The following is a 17,506-nucleotide window of genomic DNA, read 5'->3' as shown; positions in this document are numbered from 1 at the left end:
CACAGAAAAAAACGCGTTTACTATTACTACTATTTTTATATATAGATCTATTGTAAACCGATAAAAAAAGCGGAAGTCCGGGGATATTTCCCAAAAGCATGCAAAAAACGTCAAAAAAAAAAGCCAACGGCGACATCGCGACCCACTGCAAAACCGTCTTCCAGGAATCACCTGGATGCGAAGGTCCGTGAAAGAACAACGTTCGTGGTTGCTCAACCTGGATTGCCAGGCAAGGATCAAGGCAGACGAAGCACGTCAACCATGCCACTACAGCAAGAAAAACCATGATTTTTGCTTGCTGCTGTGGATAAGTGCCTGCATATCCACAGGATGAGATGTGGGAAAAGTCAATCTTTGTCCACAGCCCGATTTTTATCCCAAACAAGTCCTTGCTGGATACAATGCTTGTGCGCCTACTTTTTTGAGCGCCAAGTCGATGATTCTTATACGGTATACCGACTTATCCACAAAAAAATGGCCGTTTACTATCACTACTATTTTTATGTATACATCTTTATTTAAAACACAGAGACAAACGCGAACGGTGGAAAAGTTGCCGAAACGGCTGTTTTCACCGTGTAAACCGTTTTGCAATCCCCAAAAACCTGTAAAAACAGCATGAATTCACACAAAAAAATGCGTTTAGGCATCATCAGTGCCTTGCACGAAGAACAGCAGGGGCTCGTAGAAGCCATGCAAGGCCCCCAGAGGCGTTCACACGGCATGCGCGACTACACCCTGGGAACCCTGTGGAATATCGACGCTGTGTGCGTCCTGTCGCGTCTGGGCAAGGTTGCCGCTGCCATGACAGCTTCTATCCTTGTGGAAAAGTACGGAGTTACCCACATCGTCTTCACCGGCGTGGCCGGCAGCGGGGATAAACGCGTGAAAGTCGGCGATATCGTGGTGGCCGAAGCGCTGTTGCAGCACGATATGGACGCCCGTCCCCTGTTTCCCCGCTTCGAAGTGCCGCTGACAGGCTTGCAGCGTTTTGCCACGGACCTGGAATTGAGCACGCAACTGGCTGGTGCAGCCGAAGATTTCTTGCGTGACGATGTCTCCAGCGTGCTCAAGGCAGCGCATATCGTGGAATTTGGCTTGCAGCACGCACAGGTGCACCGCGGCCTGATCGCCAGCGGCGACCAGTTCATCAGCAGCGCCGCGCATGTGAACCAGCTGAAAGAAGATATCCCCGACCTGCTGGCCGTCGAAATGGAAGGCGCCGCCGTGGCGCAAGTGTGTTTTGAACTGGGCGTGCCGTTTACCGTCATGCGCACCATTTCCGACAATGCCAACGAAGAGGCGGCCGTCGACTTCATGCGTTTCGTGCAGACCGTCGCCTCGCCGTATGCGTTTACGGTGATCCAGCAATTGTGCCAGCGCCTGGCTTGCTGATTTTTCAGCTAGCGTGCATAAAAAAAGGGCAGAACCACTGGTTCTGCCCTTCCGCGTTAACTATCTGCTTAAAATTTAGACACTTAACATCATCAAGCTGGCATTTCCACCTGCTGCCGTCGTATTCACGCACAGCGCCCGCTCAGCGACCAGGCGCCACAGGGGGATGGCACCCTCCTGCGTGGTGGCGATAGTGGCCACCAGGGCCCCTTCCCGTGCCGCCAGCAACGGTTTGAGCTGGCCATCGAGGCTAGGCTCGATCATGGCGATCTGGAAATCATGCTTGACCGCATCCAGGCTGCTGACGACCTGGATGCGGTCCTTCAGCGCGGCCGGCAAATCGCCGGGAATCAGATCCGGCGCTTGCGCCAGCACGAGGGCTTGGTTACCGGTGGCCAGCACGGCGGCCAGCTGGTTCATCAAGGTGCCGGACGTTGCCGCCGCGCACAGAATCGTGCCCCGCGCGGCAAAGCTCAGGGTATTGCGCTCGCCGGTCGGGCCTGGCAAGACGGTGCTGCTGCCCAGCAAGGTGGTGCGCGCATAGTCCTGTGCCAGTTGCCCGACCTTGTCGTGGCCATGCATCTTCGCCCAGACGGTCAGCGCATCCAGGGCCGGTGGCGCCTGGCGCTGGTGCTGCGCGCCGGCAGGCGCATTGCGCTGCAGGCGTTTCAGGTACAGGGGGCCACCGGCTTTCGGTCCCGTGCCCGATTTGCCTTCGCCGCCGAAGGGTTGCACGCCGACGACGGCGCCGACGATATTGCGGTTCACATAAATATTGCCCACATGCGCGCGCTTGGTGATGAAATCGATGGTTTCATCGATGCGCGTATGGATGCCCAGGGTCAAACCGTAACCGCTGTCGTTGATCGATTGCACCAGTTGCGGCAAGTCGGCCCGCTTGTAGCGGATCACATGCAGCACGGGGCCGAAGACTTCCTGCGTCAATTGCGCCAGCGACTTGATTTCCAGCACGGTCGGGGCGACAAACGTGCCTTTGACGGTCGGCAAATCGAGCGAATAGTGGTCGATGGCCATGGTTTTCATCTTGTTGATGTGCGCCAGCAGATTACCTTGCGCTTCCGCATCGATGACGGGACCGATATCGGTCGCCAGGCGGTCAGGATTGCCAACGCGCAATTCCTGCATGGCGCCCTTGAGCATATGGATGGTCTTGTCGGCGATTTCCGTTTGCAGGAACAGCACGCGCAAGGCCGAGCAGCGCTGGCCGGCGCTGTCGAAAGCGGACGACATCACGTCCTGCACCACTTGCTCCGGCAAGGCGGACGAATCGACGATCAGGGCGTTCTGGCCACCCGTTTCGGCGATCAGGGGGATGTCGATGCCTTCGGCCACGGCGCGGGCGGCCAGGTTGCGGTTGATCAATTGCGCCACTTCCGTCGAACCCGTGAAAATCACGCCTTTCACGCGCGCGTCGTTGCACAGGCCGGCACCGACGATCTCTCCGCTGCCAGGCAAGAATTGCAGCGCGCCCCGTGGCACACCTGCCGCATGCAGCAATTGCACGGCGCGGTGGGCGATCAGCGGCGTCTGCTCGGCCGGCTTGGCCAGCACCACGTTGCCTGCGGCCAGGGCGGCGGCCAGCTGGCCCGTAAAGATGGCCAGCGGGAAGTTCCACGGACTGATGCAGGTGACGGGACCGAGCGCCAGGGTGTTCGGCGCGTGTTCCACCTGCGCCGCGTAGTAGCGCAGGAAGTCGACGGCTTCGCGGATTTCCGCGATCGCATTCGGGAGGGACTTGCCCGCTTCGCGCACGGCCAGGGCCATCAGCTCGATGTGGTGTTCTTCGAACAGGTCGGCCGCGCGCTGCAAAGCTTGCGCGCGGAGCGACGGCTCTGTCGTTTGCCAATCCATGGCGTACGCGCTGGCGCTGGCCAGGGCCGTTTCCACGTCGGCCGGACCGGCCTCCATGACCTTGCCCACGACATCGTCATGCTGGGCCGGGTTGTGCAGCATGTGCGTGGGGCCATTCAGGCTGACGGCGCCATCGATCAGCGGCGCAGCCTGCCATGACTGTTGCTGCGCCAGGCCGGTGGCCAGGGTACGCAAGGTGTCTTCATTCGACAGGTCCAGGCCGGCCGAGTTCTTGCGTTCACTGCCAAACATGTCCAGCGGCAGCGGAATCGACGGGTGCGGCAAGCCGCCCTGCAGGCGCGCCTGTTCCAGGGGATCGCGGATCAGGCTATCGATGGCCACGTTTTCGTCGACGATCTGGTTGACGAACGACGAGTTGGCGCCGTTTTCCAGCAGGCGGCGCACCAGGTAGGCCAGCAGGGTTTCATGCGAACCGACGGGCGCGTAGATGCGGCACGGCTTGTCGAGGTTGTCGGGGCCGACGACCTGGTCGTACAGGGTCTCGCCCATGCCGTGCAGGCACTGGAATTCGTAGTCGGTAATGCCGTCGCGTTTCGCCCAGGTATAAATGGTCGACAGGGTTTGCGCGTTGTGGGTGGCAAATTGTGGATAGATCAGGCTGCTGGCGGCCAGCAGTTTTTGCGCACACACGAGGTAGGAGACGTCCGTGTAGACCTTGCGCGTGTAGACGGGATAGCCTTCCTGGCCATCGACTTGCGCGCGTTTGATTTCCGCATCCCAATACGCGCCCTTCACCAGGCGCACCATGAACTTGCGGCCGCTGCGGTGCGCCAGGTCGATCAGGTAATCGATGGCGAACGGGCAGCGCTTCTGATACGCCTGCACCACATAGCCGATGCCGTCGAAGCCGGCCAAATCGGTATCAAAGGCAAGTGCTTCCATCAGGTCGAGCGACAGTTCCAGGCGGTCTGTTTCTTCCGCATCGATGTTGAAGCCGATGTTGTACTGTTTTGCCAGCAACAGCAACGCTTTGACTTTCGGCAGTAATTCTTCCATGACACGGGCACGCTGGGCGCGGCTGTAGCGCGCGTGCAGGGCCGACAGTTTCACGGAAATGCCGGGGCCGTTCTTGATGCCGCGCCCGTTCGACGCCTTGCCGATGGCATGGATCGCCGTTTCGTACGAGGCGTAGTAGCTGGCCGCGTCCTGCTGCGTCAGTGCCGCCTCGCCCAGCATGTCGTACGAGTAGCGGTAGCCGCGCGTTTCATTCTCGCGGCTGTTCTTCAACGCTTCTTCGATGGTCTGGCCCGTCACGAACTGGTTGCCCAGCATGCGCATGGCCAGGTCGACGCCCTTGCGGATCAGCGGCTCGCCGCCTTTGGCGATGAGCTTGCTCATGGCCGAACCGAGGCCCGATTCGCTGCTGGTGCTGACCAGTTTGCCCGTAATCAGCAAGCCCCAGGTGGCGGCATTGACGAACAGCGATGGCGATTCACCCAGGTGCTTCTTCCAGTCGCCCTTGCTGATTTTGTCGGCGATCAGGCGATCGGCCGTTTGACTGTCGGGTATACGCAACAGCGCTTCAGCCAGACACATCAATGCAACACCTTCTTCCGACGATAGCGAGAACTCGTGCATCAGTGCATCGACGCCCGAGGCGCGTGTGCGTTTTTGGCGCACGTTCGAGACCAGGCGGTGCGCCAGCGCTTGTCCTTCGGCTGTCGTTTCGGTGCTGCTGGGGCGGACTTGTTGCAACAGCCACTGCACGGCGGAAACCTCATCGCGCCTATAGGCGGAGGTGATGGCGGCGCGTTGTGGTGTCGCTTCGGGCAGGATTTCTGCCTGGAACGCAGCAAAAGGAATCGGGGTAAAAGCCGAGGGGCCTGCAGGGTGCATAAGTGCTCTTTACAAGGAAAAAGGGACGAAAACTGACGTAATTCTTGCTCTTTTTTGGTGCAAAAAAATACAGAAAGTCGGACGTTAAGATGATTCGATTGTAAAGGGGATTCTTATGGATTAATTCTGGTAATACAGGGGACTAGCAATAGATAGTTTTTGATGCGACAATTTAACCAAATAATATTAATTTGGGGGGTGATAGGAATGCTGGACAAGATCAGTAAGAAAATCTTGATGGAATTGCAGAGCGATGGACGCATCAGCAATGTGGAGCTGGCCGCGCGCGTGAACCTGTCGCCTGCCGCCTGCCTGGAGCGCGTGCGCAAGTTGCACGAATCCGGTTACATCATGGGCTATACGGCGCAGTTGAACCCGCAGCTGCTCGACGTGTCGCTGCTGGTGTTCATCGAAGTCGTGCTTGATCGTACGACACCGGAAGTGTTCGATGCCTTCAAGCATAGCGTACAAATCATTCCAGAGGTACTGGAATGTCATATGGTGGCCGGCGGTTTCGATTACCTGGTCAAGGCGCGCGTCAAGGATATGGCTGCCTACCGCGAATTCCTGGGCAAGACGCTGTTGCAGAAAGGTGTGCGGGAAACCCACACTTATGCCGTCATGGAAGAGGTCAAAAACACCACCAAATTGCCAATTAAGTGACCTTGGTGTAGCCGCCCTACTTTTCTGATTGAGCTATCGGAACAAATGTTGTAGGGTAGAACTACAATTCTGCTACCCGGTAGCCGCCTGAAACGCCGCGCAGACGTTACGTTCAGGGTGCAAGGTGGGCAATCGTGCCCACCCGCATACGGTTACGGCACGTCCCCTCAACGGGACGTGACGGGTTCGCGCAGCGGGGGACAAATGAAGCAGTTGCAGCATCAGCTGGTGCGTTTCTTTGTATTCACGATCCTGGCCATGGCCGTGGCCTGTTGCCTGGCCTATCTGCTGCTGCTCTCGGGCGGCGACCATCCGTATCTGATCGCCTGCGTGGCCGCCGCCATCGGCGCGGGGCTGCTGGCGTTTGCCGGCCGTGCGCGCGGCGAGCCAGGCTTGCATCAGTTCGCCGACACGGTGGGCAACGCCATCGATGCCATCATGATCGGCGCGGCGGAAACCTCGTATTTTGTCGATTCCGTCAAACAGAAGGTGGAACTCGATGTGCGCACGGCCAGCGACATCGCCGACAGTTCCGTACAAAATGCCGTAATGACGGAAAAGATCGCCGCCAATGCGGAGCGGGCCGCCAAGGTGGCCGCCGGCGTGCGCGTGGAAAGCGTGGCGGCGCGCGCCGAAGTGGACCAGGGCTTGCAGCGCATCAATAAGGCACGCGAAGAAGCGCAAGGCGCTTCCAGTACCATGCTGAGCTTGCAGGAAAAATCCAAACGCATCACAGGTTTCACGGAAGCCATTTCCGATATTTCCGCGCGCACCAACTTGCTGGCGCTGAACGCCGCCATCGAGGCGGCGCGTGCCGGCGAACATGGACGCGGTTTTGCCGTCGTGGCCGGGGAAGTGCGGCAACTGGCGCAGCGCACCAAGGAAGCCTCCGATGAAATCAGCGTGATGGTGCGCGAAATCAATGAACAGTCGGAAAAAGCTGCGCGTGGCATGAGTTCGCTGGCGGCCGGCGTCACGGAAGCGGCGCGCAATGTGGAAAGCGTGCATGCATCGCTCAGCCATATCGAGGAATCGTCGGGCGTGTCGGAAGACGAGATCGGGCAAATCGCCCGCGCCTCGCGCGAACACGTCGACACGACGCAAGTGATCGCCGATGCCATCCTGCAAATCCGCGACAGCATGCTGTCGACGAACGCCGAATTGCCGCGCGCCACACAGTCGGCCATGGCCCTGGCCGAGCGGGCCGAAGTGATCGCCGGCGCCCTCGGCGAATCGAGCGTGGCCACGCCGCACGACGAGATCCGCGAGGCGGCCCAGCGCGCCGCGCGCGACGTGGGCAAACTTTTCGAGCAAGCCATCGCGTCGGGGCGCATCACGCGCGAAGCCCTGTTCGACCGCCACTACCGCCCCATCCCGAATACCAATCCGCCCAAGCACAACACGAAGTTCGACGCGTTTACGGACAAAGTGCTGCCGGATGTGCAGGAAGGCGTGCTGGCCGCCCTGCCGCACCTGGCCTACGCGGGTGCCGTTGACAACAATGGATATTTCCCGACGCACAACAAGAAGTTTTCCCAGCCGCTGACGGGAGACTACGCCACCGATATCGTGAATAACCGCACCAAACGCATCTTCAGCGACCGCACGGGCAAGCGCTGCGGCAGCAACACCAGGGCGTTCCTGTTGCAGACCTATAAACGCGACACGGGCGAAGTCATGCACGATTTATCCGTGCCCATCCACGTCGATGGCAAGCACTGGGGCGGTTTCAGAATCGGTTACCGCTCCAGCAGTCACGCATAAAAAAAACGCCTGATGTTTCATCAGGCGTTTTTTTGTGCCGGTAGAACACTTATTCAATATGCGGCTTGGGCGCCACGCCGCCGCCGGCTGCCGTGGCCGTGCGCAGGGTGGGCGTGTTCATGCTTTCCAGATGGTTGCGCAGCCATTTGTGGGCGGGGCTGCGGGCGTCGCGCTCGTGCCACAGCATGTCCAGGTGGACGGCTGGCAGGGTCAATGGCAAATCCTTGTACAGCAGCGATTCCGTCATGCCTGTCGAGGCGATCAGGTGGCGCGGCAAGACCGTGATCAGGTCGGAATTGGCGACGACCCGCCCAGCGGTAAAGAACTGGTTGACCGTCAACAGGATGCGCCGTTCGCGGTGGATCTGCGACAGCGCCTCGTCGATCAAGCCATGCGCGCGGCCTGAAAAGCTCACCAATAAATGGTTCGCCGCGCAGTAGTTATCCAGGGTCAATTCCTTGTCGGCCAGCGGATGGCCACGCCGCATCACGCACACATATTTGCCGGAATACAGGCGTTCATGGCGGATGGGCGAACCCGTTTCGCTCGACAGTTGCGCCGCCACGCCGGGAAAGAAGCCTACGGCCAGGTCGATGTCGCCGCGCAGCAGCATCGGGCGCGGTTCGCGCGTGGTCAGCGGCATCATGCGCACGTTGACGCCGGGCGCTTCCCGTTCGATCGAGCGCATCAGCGAAGGCAGCCAGAACGCTGCCGTCGCATCGGCCATGGCCATGCGGAAGGTGGCGTGGGTTTTCGACACGTCGAAGGTTTCCGGCGTGACGGCCGCTTCCAGGCTGGCCAGGGCCGAGCGCACGGATGGCCACAGCGCTTCGGCGCGGGGCGTGGGTTTCACGCCGTACGCCGTGCGGATCAGCAATTCGTCACCGAGGCTCTCGCGCAGGCGTTTGATGGCGTTCGATACCGCCGGCTGCGTCATCGCCAGGTGGCCGGCTGCGCGCGTCAGGTTTTGTTCCGTCATGACGGCGTCGAAAACACGCAGCAAGTTCAGATCCAGCGTCAGAAAACTCATGGAAAGCCCAAGATAAAAGTTGAATTGATTACTTAAGAGTGTAAACCGCGCCGGGCACGAATATTTTCACTCGTAAAAAAATATTACAGTTTTCCATTCATGATTCATATAATTGGTATCAAGAAATGGAATTAGATTTATATGTTGCACTGCACTATAGTACTGGCAAATTCTATAATGCACTGGAACACTATGTCTACCTTCGCCTCCGCCCTGTACGCAGTATCCGCACCCGTGCTGGAGATTTCCCTGCTGAATGCCCTGCAACTCGTGCTGGTGATCGTGGCCGTGGGCGCCTTCGCCCTGCTGTTCAAGCCTTTGCTGGTGGGGATCGCCCGCGCCATGGTGCTGCTGGTGCGTCCCAAGCTGAGCCGCGAAGAGCGCCTGGCGCGCCAGCAGATGCGCGAAGCGCAAGCCTTGAAACGCACCCTGGGCAAGATGGATGGCGTGTCGCCAAGCAATGCCGCCGAGCTGCGTGCCCTGTCGACGCGCGCCTGAGCGATCAACTGTTGCAGATGACAAGCCGGCGCGAGCCGGCTTTTTTACGCCCGCGTTTTCGTTCAGACCGCTTCAGGCCATGTCGCCCAGCAAATGCGCGCGCAACAAGGTGTCGGCCGGGTGGGCGCCGATCCAGATTTTCAGCAGCGCATTATAGAAGGCCAGGTCCGGCACCATGTCGCCCACCTGTTTGCCGTTCAGCTTGCACAACGTGCCCTCTTCCGGCAGCCAGTCCACGGTGAGAATGTCGCCCTTTTTCAGGCCGGGCACCATTTCGAACATGGCGCCGAACTGCATCGTCTGGCTCAGCAGGCGCGTGCGGTCGGCCTGGTCGGAGCTGCGCTTCAAGCCCTGCATGAAGGCTTGTCCCAGCTCGTCCGAGGTGATGTCGCGCAGCATGACGATTTCCAGGCGGCGCGGCCCGGGCAGCGCCAGGATGTCGGCCAGCTGGGTTTTCTTTTCCGGCAGGTACAGCGCAATCGTGTAGACCTTGAAGATGACCTTGTAGCGCACGCCGGCGCCGTTGAGTTTCAACTCGCGGCTGGCCAGCTGCACCGTGTCGTCCAGCTTGACGCCGCCGATCTCGACGGCCAGCGCTGCTTGTGCCAGGGCGGCGCACAGGCCGACGGCAGCGAGGGAGCGGCCCAAACGCGATGTGCATATTTGCATCTTCTACCTCCGTGGAAACCATGGGCTGTGGATAAGTCAGCACACAGTGTAGAACAGTTGGCAGAAGCTGGCGCCACGCAGAAGTGGCCCAGAAGTGGCGCGGGAGAAATGCTCAGGTTTTTGCGGCGGGGAGTTCCGCCTGCAGGCGTTCGTACTTGGCCATCAATTGCTCCGGGCTTTCGCGCCAGGCGGGATTGAAGGGGATGCAGCTGACGGGGCACACTTGCTGGCATTGCGGCTCGTCAAAGTGGCCCACGCATTCGGTGCATTTGTTGGGATCGATTTCGTAGATTTCCGCGCCCATGTAGATCGCGTCATTCGGGCACTCGGGCTCGCAAATGTCGCAATTGATGCATTCGTCGGTGATCAGTAATGCCATGATTTCACTCTTACTTATTGCGATGATGCAGCGTTGGCGGCAATCTTGTTTTGCAGCCAGCGGTTCACCGAGGGGAAGACAAACTTGGAGACGTCGCCGCCCAGCGCCGCGATTTCGCGCACGATGGTGCCCGAAATGAATTGGTACTGGTCGGACGGTGTCAGGAACATGGTTTCGACATCGGGCAGCAGGTAGCGGTTCATGCCCGCCATCTGGAATTCGTATTCGAAATCGGAGACGGCGCGCAAGCCGCGCACGATGACTCGCGCTTCATGCTTGCGCACGAAATCCTTGAGCAGGCCGGAAAAGCTTTCCACTTGCACATTTGGGTAATGGCCAAGCACTTCGTTAGCGATTTCCAGGCGTTCGTCGAGCGAAAAAAACGGCTGCTTGTTCTTGCTGTCGGCCACACCGACGATCAGCTTGTCAAACAGACCCGATGCGCGGCGCACCAAATCTTCATGACCGCGCGTGAGCGGATCGAATGTTCCTGGATAAACGGCTACAACCATTGCGGCTCCCTGACGATGCACCAATATAGACGCGCATTATGCCTGAAATTGGTGACCACCTTGGTGCTGCGCCTCGGGCCAGGGAGCCTTTTTGCCTCATTTATAGGCAGATTCAGGCAGTTGCCGGCACTTTGTTGTAAGTTAGCAAATGATAATAGACGGTGCCCGCCTTGTCGGCGCGGATGACTTCCCACGGCGCCATCCACTCCGGTTTTTCCAGTGCGCTGGCTGCATCGAAGACCAGCGGCAAGCCCGATTCCGCGTACACCATGCCGCCTTTCTTGAGCAGGTTGGCGCACAAGGGCAGCACTTTCGCCAGGAAATCCTGCTGGTAGGGCGGATCGAGGAAGATCAGGTCGAAACGCTGGCCGCGCGATGCCAGGCCTTGCGCCGTCAGCAGGGCGTCGCCGCGCAGCAGTTGCACGTTGTCGGCGCGCAATTTCACCTTGTTCTCTTCCAGCTGGCGGATCACGGGCGTATGCGTATCGACCATGGTGACGGACGCGGCGCCGCGGCTGGCCGCTTCAAAACCCAGCGCGCCGCTGCCGGCGAACAGGTCCAGCACCTGGGCGTTGGCCCAGTCGCCGTCGCGCAAGTGGTTGATCCAGTTGAACACGGTTTCGCGCACGCGGTCTGGCGTCGGGCGCAAGCCCAGTGCCTGCAAAACAGGCAGCACGGAGCGCTTCCACTGGCCGCCGATGATGCGTACCTGGTTCGGTGGCGGTGCGTGGTGGACGGGGACTTTGGCGGGTTTTTTTATTTTCTTTTGCATGGGGATTTCTTCAATTCGGTGGCGGCCACTATAGCATATGGCCCCCTCCCCCCTGCTGGCGCTGCCGCTCTATTTGGGTTGCGTGGCCAGGGAATTGAAATCGTCGATCCAGCCCTGCATGCGCTTGACGGCGTGGGCCTTTTGCGCCGGCGTGGAGATCTTGATCACTGTCAAAACCATCTGCGCCGTGCTGCTTTCGTAGGCATCGAAGAAGGCCTTGCGCTCCGAATGTTCCAGGCGCTCGAAACTGTCCTTGATCAGGGTCGTGATCAGGGCTGCGCTGGCTTCCTTGCCGAGTTTTTCCTGGTGGACTTTCTTGACCAAGTTCAACACATTCTGCTGGCGCCGCATGCGTTCGTCGAGCCAGATCTCATTGTTCAGAGGACGCGCGTCGGATGCCTTGCGGATGATGGCTTCCTGTTCGCTGCTGAAGCTGCCGAACCACAGTTCGAATTGCTCCATGGCTTTCTTGTAGCGCAGTTTCTGGCGCTTTTCCTGGTCACCGCTCAGGTATTTCTTGCGGTAATCATCATTGTTCGACTTGAACTTCTTTTCCATCTGCGCAATCTGCTCGGGCTTGAGCGAGCGCGCCAGGTCGGCCAGCTCGGGCGCTGCTTTCAGCAGCAGTGCCTGGGTGCGCTGCTTGATCTCGCTGTAGTCCGTCATCAGGTCTGCCTGCGTGGTATTGCCTTGCAGCTGCTTCTGGCCCGTGCGCAGGATTTCCACGTAATCCTTCAATTGCGTCTTGCGGTGCCAGTCGAACAGCTTGTCGATATCGTCGCGCACCCAGCCCTTCTGGTCGCGGTCCAGGTCGACATACGCGTTCAGCCACCAGTACAGTACGGTATCGCCATTGTTGTAGGCCAGACGCAAGCCGCTGCAGCCGGCCATGACGACGAGCACGATGGCCAGCATGGCATACATAAAGCGGCTGGAAGGCGTGGAAAACGGGGCCTGCGTGTTAAACTTTTTCATATTCTTAACTTATAAAAGACGGTCTATGAACGTTGTCATTCTCGCTGCCGGTATGGGCAAACGCATGCAGTCGGCACTGCCCAAGGTATTGCACCCGTTGGCGGGCAAGCCGCTGTTGTCGCACGTCATCGACACGGCGCGTGGCCTGGCGCCGTCCCGATTATGCGTGATTTACGGGCATGGGGGCGCAGCGGTGCTGAAGTTGCTCGACGGCTACAAGGTGAACCATGGCGTGCAGATCGACGCCGCCGAGCAGGCGCAGCAACTGGGCACCGGTCATGCCGTGCAACAAGCGCTGCCTTTGCTCGATGACAGCGTGCCGACCCTGATCCTGTACGGCGACGTACCGCTGACCAGCGCCGTTTCCCTGCAGCAGCTGGTGCAGGCGGCGGGCCAGGACAAGCTGGCCATTCTGACCGTGGAACAGGACGATCCCTTTGGCCTGGGCCGCATCGTGCGCGAGCACGGCGCCATCGTGCGCATCGTCGAGGAAAAGGATGCCACGCCAGAAGAGCGCGCCATCAAGGAAATCAACAGCGGCATCATGGTCGCGCCCACCGTACAGCTGAAACAATGGCTGTCGGCCTTGTCGAACGACAATGCCCAAGGGGAATACTATCTGACCGATATCGTTGCCCAGGCTGTCGCCGATGGCGTGGCCGTCACTTCGGCCCACCCGGCCGCCGTGTGGGAAGTGGCGGGCGTCAACAGCAAGGTGCAGCTGGCCCAGCTCGAACGCATCCACCAGAACAATATCGCGCAAGCGCTGCTGGAACGGGGCGTGACCCTGCTCGATCCGGCCCGCATCGACGTGCGCGGTGAACTGATTTGCGGCCGCGATGTCACCATCGATGTCGGCTGCGTGTTCGAAGGCAGAGTCGAACTGGGCGATGGCGTGCGCGTGGGCGCCAACAACGTCTTCATCAATGCCACGGTGGCCGCTGGCGCGCACATCAAGCCCTTCTGCCATATCGAGGACGCCGTCGTCGGCGCCGCTTCCATCATCGGCCCGTACGCGCGCCTGCGCCCGGGCACGGTCCTGGCGGAAGACGTGCACATCGGTAACTTCGTCGAAGTGAAAAACAGCCAGATCGCCGCGCACAGCAAGGCCAACCACCTGGCCTACATCGGCGACGCCACCATCGGCTCCAAGGTCAACATCGGCGCCGGCACGATTACCTGCAACTACGATGGCGTAAACAAGTTCCGCACGGTGATTGAAGACGATGCCTTCATTGGCAGCGACAGCCAGCTGATCGCCCCCGTCACCGTCGGCAAGGGCGCCACCCTGGGCGCCGGCACGACCTTGTCGAAAGATGCGCCGGCCGGCAAGCTGACCGTTTCGCGCGCGCGGCAAGTGACCATCGACGGCTGGACGCGTCCCGTGAAAATCAAGAAGTAAGCGGCGCAGTCAGCCCTTGCACACAGGCAGGCCGCCCGGCCTGCCTTTTTTTATGTGTGGATAACTCTGTGGGCAAGCCACTGCACAAGTGGGGCATAAGCCTGTGTGCAAGCCTGCGCATAAGCTGTTGGCAAGTTTTTCAATCTGGCCCGCCATGCGCTTGTCGCTGCCTTTCCCGCTGATTCCAGCGGCTTACTAGCGATGCAATCGCCTTTTTCTGCGTATTGTGGATAACTCTGTGCGTAAGTCTGCGGATAAGCGCTGGATAGCGTGGGTACAAGTGGGGATAACTGCATTTTTACCACTCACTCCCCGGATATTGCTGTGGGTAAGCCTGTGGAAAAACCGTGCACAGACGGTGAATAGCTGCTGGGTAAGTCGTGTATTGGATCAAGCAACAGCCGCAAGCCCGGCTTGCGGCTGTTGCTGCCGCATCAGAAGCGGCGATTCAGTTCGACCCACAGGCGGGCCGAACTGCGCGCCGCCAGCAGGACTGGCGTGCCACCGATGGGCTTGGCGACGTACGCGCGGGCATTCCACTGCTGCCCGCCCGCCCAGTTCACGCCCAGCCCGGCGCCGTGCAGGCGCGCGCTGTTCGGGCCTGCCGACCAGCGCTGCTGGTTCACCGTCAAGCGCGCGCTGTCGAGGAAGGCCACGGCTTGCCATTGTCCCGCTTCGCTGGCGCTGAGTTCATGCCGCCATTCCGCGCTGCCAAAATAGCCGAGGTCGCCAGCTGCCGCGCCCACGTCATAGGCGCGCACCGTGTACGGCCCGCCCACGCTCATCTTTTCGGACGAGTCGAGGTTGCCGTCCGCCCACTGCCCGGCGACGGTCAGATACACGGCATTGCGCTGGTCCAGGTTTTGCAGGCGCGACAGGTTGACGTTCCATTTCGCGTAATTGCCATGGCTGCGTGCGCTGAACGCGTCGTTCAGGCGCGCCAGCGGGTCGGTGATGTCGAGCTTGCCGGCTGTCGCGGCCACGCTCCAGCTGGTGATGGCGCCGGCCAGGGCAGCATCGCGGACGTCGCCGCCGAGGGTCGCGCTCAAGTTGTCCAGGCGGCGGTCGCTGCGCATGGCGCTGGCGTCGATGCGGTCGCGCAAGTGCACCTGATCATATTGCAGCTGGATGGATATGTTCGCATCGCGGCTGCGCAGCAGCGGATGGCGCAGCCAGCCACTGGCGACCTGGGCCGTGCCATGCGCCTCCAGCGGGCGCATGGCGCCTTGCAGGCGGTAGCGCAAGGCGGACATGGCGACCCCGGCGCGCGTGCCGGCGCCGTTCAGCAGCAGGTCATAGCCGAGACGCGCATACGACATGCCCTTGCCCGAGCTGAGCACGCTGGCGCTGGCCACGTCGCCCTGGTGCAGCGGGTTGTACAGGTACACGGTGGCGCCAAGGCGGGCGCGGCCCGTGTAACGGTTGCCATTGTTGTCGAGGAAAGCATTGCCGGTCACGCCAGGGCCGGACCAGGCATCGACCAGCAGGTCGGAGCTGCCGACCTCGGCGCCGGGCTTGAGCGTGGCCGTGATGGCCACGTTCGGTATGTCGGACAGCAACAGCAAGCTGCGGTCGAGTTCCGCCTGGTTGATGGTCTGGCCCGCTTGCAGCGGCGCCAGCGTGGCATTCAGCAAGGCGTCGCTGACGTCGCTCTGGTTGGCGATGCCCACCTGGCCATAGCGCGCTTCGAGTACCTCGATGCGCACGATGCCCTGGCGGATGGTCTGGGCAGGCACGATGGCGCGTGCCAGCGGATAGCCATGGGCGCGGTAGTAGCCGGTGATGCGGGCCGCCAGTTCGCCCAGTTGCTCCAGGGACAGGGTCGTGCCTTGGGCGCTGGCGACGAGCGCCTGCAAGGTGGCCGTGTCGAACGCGCTATTGCCGCTGATGTCGATCTGCGTGACGAGAAATGGCACGCTGGCGGGCAGCGGCGCGCCCTCTTTCTGTTCGATGCGCAGCGCCGGCGCGCCGGGGGGGGCGTTGGCGGGCGTGGCCGGTTGCAACTGGCGCAGGATGGCACCCGCGTCGGGCACGACCGGGGTGGTCTGGGCGGCGGCGCATGGCGCGAAGGCCAGCAGCAGCAGGGACAGCAACGGTTGTTGCAGCAGGTGTCGCGGAGTCGATGAATGAGTCATGGTGTTATTGATTTACGTTGAGCATGTTGGCGGGCAGCTTGACGCCGCCCAGGACGACTTGCAGGGCCGGGCCGCGGCTGCCGATCTGCATGGTGGTGTTTGGCGAGGCATTGCTGGCGGCAGCCGTGCCGGCCGGGGCATCCGTCTGCGTGACGGTGATGGTGGGCGCGGCAGCCAGCGTGCCGGGACGCGTATCGGCAAAGCTGCCCAGCACTTGCGCTTGCAGTTGCACCACGGCTGCCTGGGCCGGCGGCGGCAGGCTGGCCGACGTCAGGGTCAGGGCGCCGGCATTGCCCTCGGCTTGTACGAAGGCATAGTCGTTCGAAGCCAGGCCGCTGCCGCTGATGGCGTAATTGCCAGCCGGACTGCTGGCCGTGGCCGGGCTGGTCCAGGCCAGGGTGCCGCTGGTGGCATCGGCCAGGGTATCGCCGCCCAGCAAGCCGCTGACCTTGCCGCTCAAGCCATCGGGCGTGCGGCCGCCCGTCAGGCTGGTAGCCGTGGCCGTGTACAGCAAGCCGGCCTTGGCGATATCGGCCGTGATGTTGCCGGGCTGGACGATGGTGTAGTTAGCCGCGTCCGCGCCTTGCAAGCTGTAGCCATCGATGATGACGGTCTTGGCGCTGCCGGCATGCTTGTCGGCAAAGGACGCCGTGCCGCCCGTCACGCGCAATTCGTCGCCGCCCAGTGCCGTTACTTTGGCCGTGCCTGTCAGGGTGGCGCCCGTCGTGGCGTCGTAGACTTTATTCGCCGCAGCCACGCCAGTGATGACCACGCTGGCCTTGCCGATGTCGGCCGTGACCTTGCCCGGTTGCACGAGCTCATAGTTGCCCGCGTCCGCGCCTTGCAAGACAAAGCCGTCGACGGTGACGGTTTTGCCTGTTCCGGCATTCTTGTCGGCAAAGCGGGCATTGCCGCCCGTCACGCCGAGCTGGTCGTCGCCCAGCGCCGTTACTTTGGCCGTGCCCGTCAGGGTGGCGCCCGTCGTGGCGTCGTAGACTTTATTCGCCGCAGCCACGCCAGTGATGACCACGCTGGCCTTGCCGATGTCGGCCGTGACCTTGCCCGGTTGCACGAGCTCATAGTTGGCCGCATCCGCGCCTTGCAAGACAAAGCCGTCGACGGTGACGGTTTTGCCTGTTCCGGCGTTCTTGTCGGCAAAGCGGGCATTGCCGCCCGTCACACCAAGCTGGTCATCGCCCAGCGCCGTTACTTTGGCCGTGCCCGTCAGGGTGGCGGCCGTGGTGGCGTCATACACTTTGTTTGCCGCACCCACGCCAGCGACGGTGACGCTGGCCTTGCCGATGTCGGCCGTGACGTTGCTCGGCTGCACCAGTACATAGTTGGACGCATCCGCGCCTTGCAAGACAAAGCCGTCGACGGTGACGGTTTTGCCTGTTCCGGCGTTCTTGTCGGCAAAGCGGGCATTGCCTCCCGTCACGCGCAGTTCATCGTCGCCCAGCGCCAGCACGCTGGCCTTTCCTGTCAGTGTGGCGGCCGTGGTGGCGTCATACACTTTGTTTGCCGCAGCCACGCCAGCGACGGTGACGCTGGCCTTGCCGATGTCGGCCGTGACGTTGGTCGGT

The 17,506-nt window shown here is 61.1% G+C and carries 14 protein-coding genes; 5 read left to right on the top strand and 9 right to left on the bottom strand.

All coding sequences use genetic code 11. The features are described 5' to 3' along the window. Nucleotides 1–636: 636 nt before the first annotated feature. Nucleotides 637–1,395, top strand: a complete 759-nt coding sequence (locus tag JAB1_RS10540; RefSeq protein ID WP_070279919.1) for a 5'-methylthioadenosine/adenosylhomocysteine nucleosidase — start codon at nucleotides 637–639, stop codon at nucleotides 1,393–1,395. A 75-nt stretch (nucleotides 1,396–1,470) separates the two neighbouring features. On the opposite strand, the gene putA is transcribed toward JAB1_RS10540, so the two are convergent. After that, nucleotides 1,471–5,124, bottom strand: a complete 3,654-nt coding sequence (gene putA, locus JAB1_RS10535; RefSeq protein ID WP_070279918.1) for a trifunctional transcriptional regulator/proline dehydrogenase/L-glutamate gamma-semialdehyde dehydrogenase — start codon at nucleotides 5,122–5,124, stop codon at nucleotides 1,471–1,473. A gap of 207 nt (nucleotides 5,125–5,331) precedes the next feature. Here putA and JAB1_RS10530 point away from each other — a divergent pair, with 207 nt between their 5' ends. Continuing rightward, nucleotides 5,332–5,787, top strand: a complete 456-nt coding sequence (locus tag JAB1_RS10530) for an Lrp/AsnC ligand binding domain-containing protein (RefSeq protein WP_010393827.1) — start codon at nucleotides 5,332–5,334, stop codon at nucleotides 5,785–5,787. Nucleotides 5,788–5,991: 204 nt separating this feature from the next. After that, a complete protein-coding gene (locus tag JAB1_RS10525; protein WP_070279917.1) occupies nucleotides 5,992–7,551 on the top strand; it encodes a methyl-accepting chemotaxis protein in 1,560 nt (519 codons plus the stop codon). Nucleotides 7,552–7,600: 49 nt separating this feature from the next. Here JAB1_RS10525 and JAB1_RS10520 read toward each other — a convergent pair whose 3' ends face one another. After that, on the bottom strand, nucleotides 7,601–8,581 hold the full coding sequence (locus JAB1_RS10520; protein ID WP_034752642.1) for a LysR family transcriptional regulator: 981 nt from the start codon (nucleotides 8,579–8,581) through the stop codon (nucleotides 7,601–7,603). Between the two features lie 192 nt (nucleotides 8,582–8,773). On the opposite strand from JAB1_RS10520, the gene JAB1_RS10515 reads away from it, so the two are divergent. Beyond that, complete coding sequence (locus JAB1_RS10515; RefSeq protein WP_034783860.1) at nucleotides 8,774–9,079, top strand: hypothetical protein; 306 nt, start codon at nucleotides 8,774–8,776, stop codon at nucleotides 9,077–9,079. 72 nt (nucleotides 9,080–9,151) lie between these two features. Here JAB1_RS10515 and JAB1_RS10510 read toward each other — a convergent pair whose 3' ends face one another. The 5 genes from JAB1_RS10510 to JAB1_RS10490 form a co-directional block, all read right to left on the bottom strand. Further along, nucleotides 9,152–9,748, bottom strand: a complete 597-nt coding sequence (locus tag JAB1_RS10510; RefSeq protein WP_070279916.1) for a chalcone isomerase family protein — start codon at nucleotides 9,746–9,748, stop codon at nucleotides 9,152–9,154. 112 nt (nucleotides 9,749–9,860) lie between these two features. Next, nucleotides 9,861–10,127 carry a YfhL family 4Fe-4S dicluster ferredoxin gene (locus tag JAB1_RS10505; protein ID WP_034752637.1) on the bottom strand — a complete coding sequence of 89 codons (267 nt, stop codon included), beginning with the start codon at nucleotides 10,125–10,127 and terminating at the stop codon, nucleotides 9,861–9,863. 14 nt (nucleotides 10,128–10,141) lie between these two features. Further along, nucleotides 10,142–10,639 (bottom strand): pantetheine-phosphate adenylyltransferase, encoded by a 498-nt coding sequence (coaD, locus tag JAB1_RS10500; protein WP_034752633.1) that lies wholly within the window; start codon nucleotides 10,637–10,639, stop codon nucleotides 10,142–10,144. A 112-nt stretch (nucleotides 10,640–10,751) separates the two neighbouring features. After that, complete coding sequence (gene rsmD / locus JAB1_RS10495; RefSeq protein WP_139144524.1) at nucleotides 10,752–11,411, bottom strand: 16S rRNA (guanine(966)-N(2))-methyltransferase RsmD; 660 nt, start codon at nucleotides 11,409–11,411, stop codon at nucleotides 10,752–10,754. A gap of 69 nt (nucleotides 11,412–11,480) precedes the next feature. Next, nucleotides 11,481–12,386, bottom strand: a complete 906-nt coding sequence (locus tag JAB1_RS10490) for a DUF6279 family lipoprotein (protein WP_070279914.1) — start codon at nucleotides 12,384–12,386, stop codon at nucleotides 11,481–11,483. A gap of 25 nt (nucleotides 12,387–12,411) precedes the next feature. Here JAB1_RS10490 and glmU point away from each other — a divergent pair, with 25 nt between their 5' ends. After that, the gene (gene glmU / locus JAB1_RS10485; protein ID WP_070279913.1) at nucleotides 12,412–13,788 is read left to right on the top strand and encodes a bifunctional UDP-N-acetylglucosamine diphosphorylase/glucosamine-1-phosphate N-acetyltransferase GlmU; all 1,377 of its coding nucleotides are present in this window, start codon (nucleotides 12,412–12,414) and stop codon (nucleotides 13,786–13,788) included. Between the two features lie 434 nt (nucleotides 13,789–14,222). Here the strand turns inward: glmU and JAB1_RS10480 are convergent, their stop codons facing one another. Together JAB1_RS10480 and JAB1_RS29875 are read right to left on the bottom strand one after the other, a co-directional pair. After that, entirely contained in the window at nucleotides 14,223–15,923 is a 1,701-nt protein-coding gene (locus tag JAB1_RS10480; RefSeq protein ID WP_070279912.1) for a POTRA domain-containing protein, read from the bottom strand. A gap of 4 nt (nucleotides 15,924–15,927) precedes the next feature. After that, nucleotides 15,928–17,506: YDG domain-containing protein (locus tag JAB1_RS29875; protein ID WP_254672049.1), on the bottom strand; the 1,579-nt coding region annotated here is incomplete at its 5' end.

The sequence above is a fragment of the Janthinobacterium sp. MP5059B genome, assembly GCF_001758645.1.
Classification (GTDB): domain Bacteria; phylum Pseudomonadota; class Gammaproteobacteria; order Burkholderiales; family Burkholderiaceae_D; genus Janthinobacterium; species Janthinobacterium lividum.
Note: the sequence above shows the minus strand (reverse complement) of the source record. Positions and strands in the feature narration are given on the sequence as shown.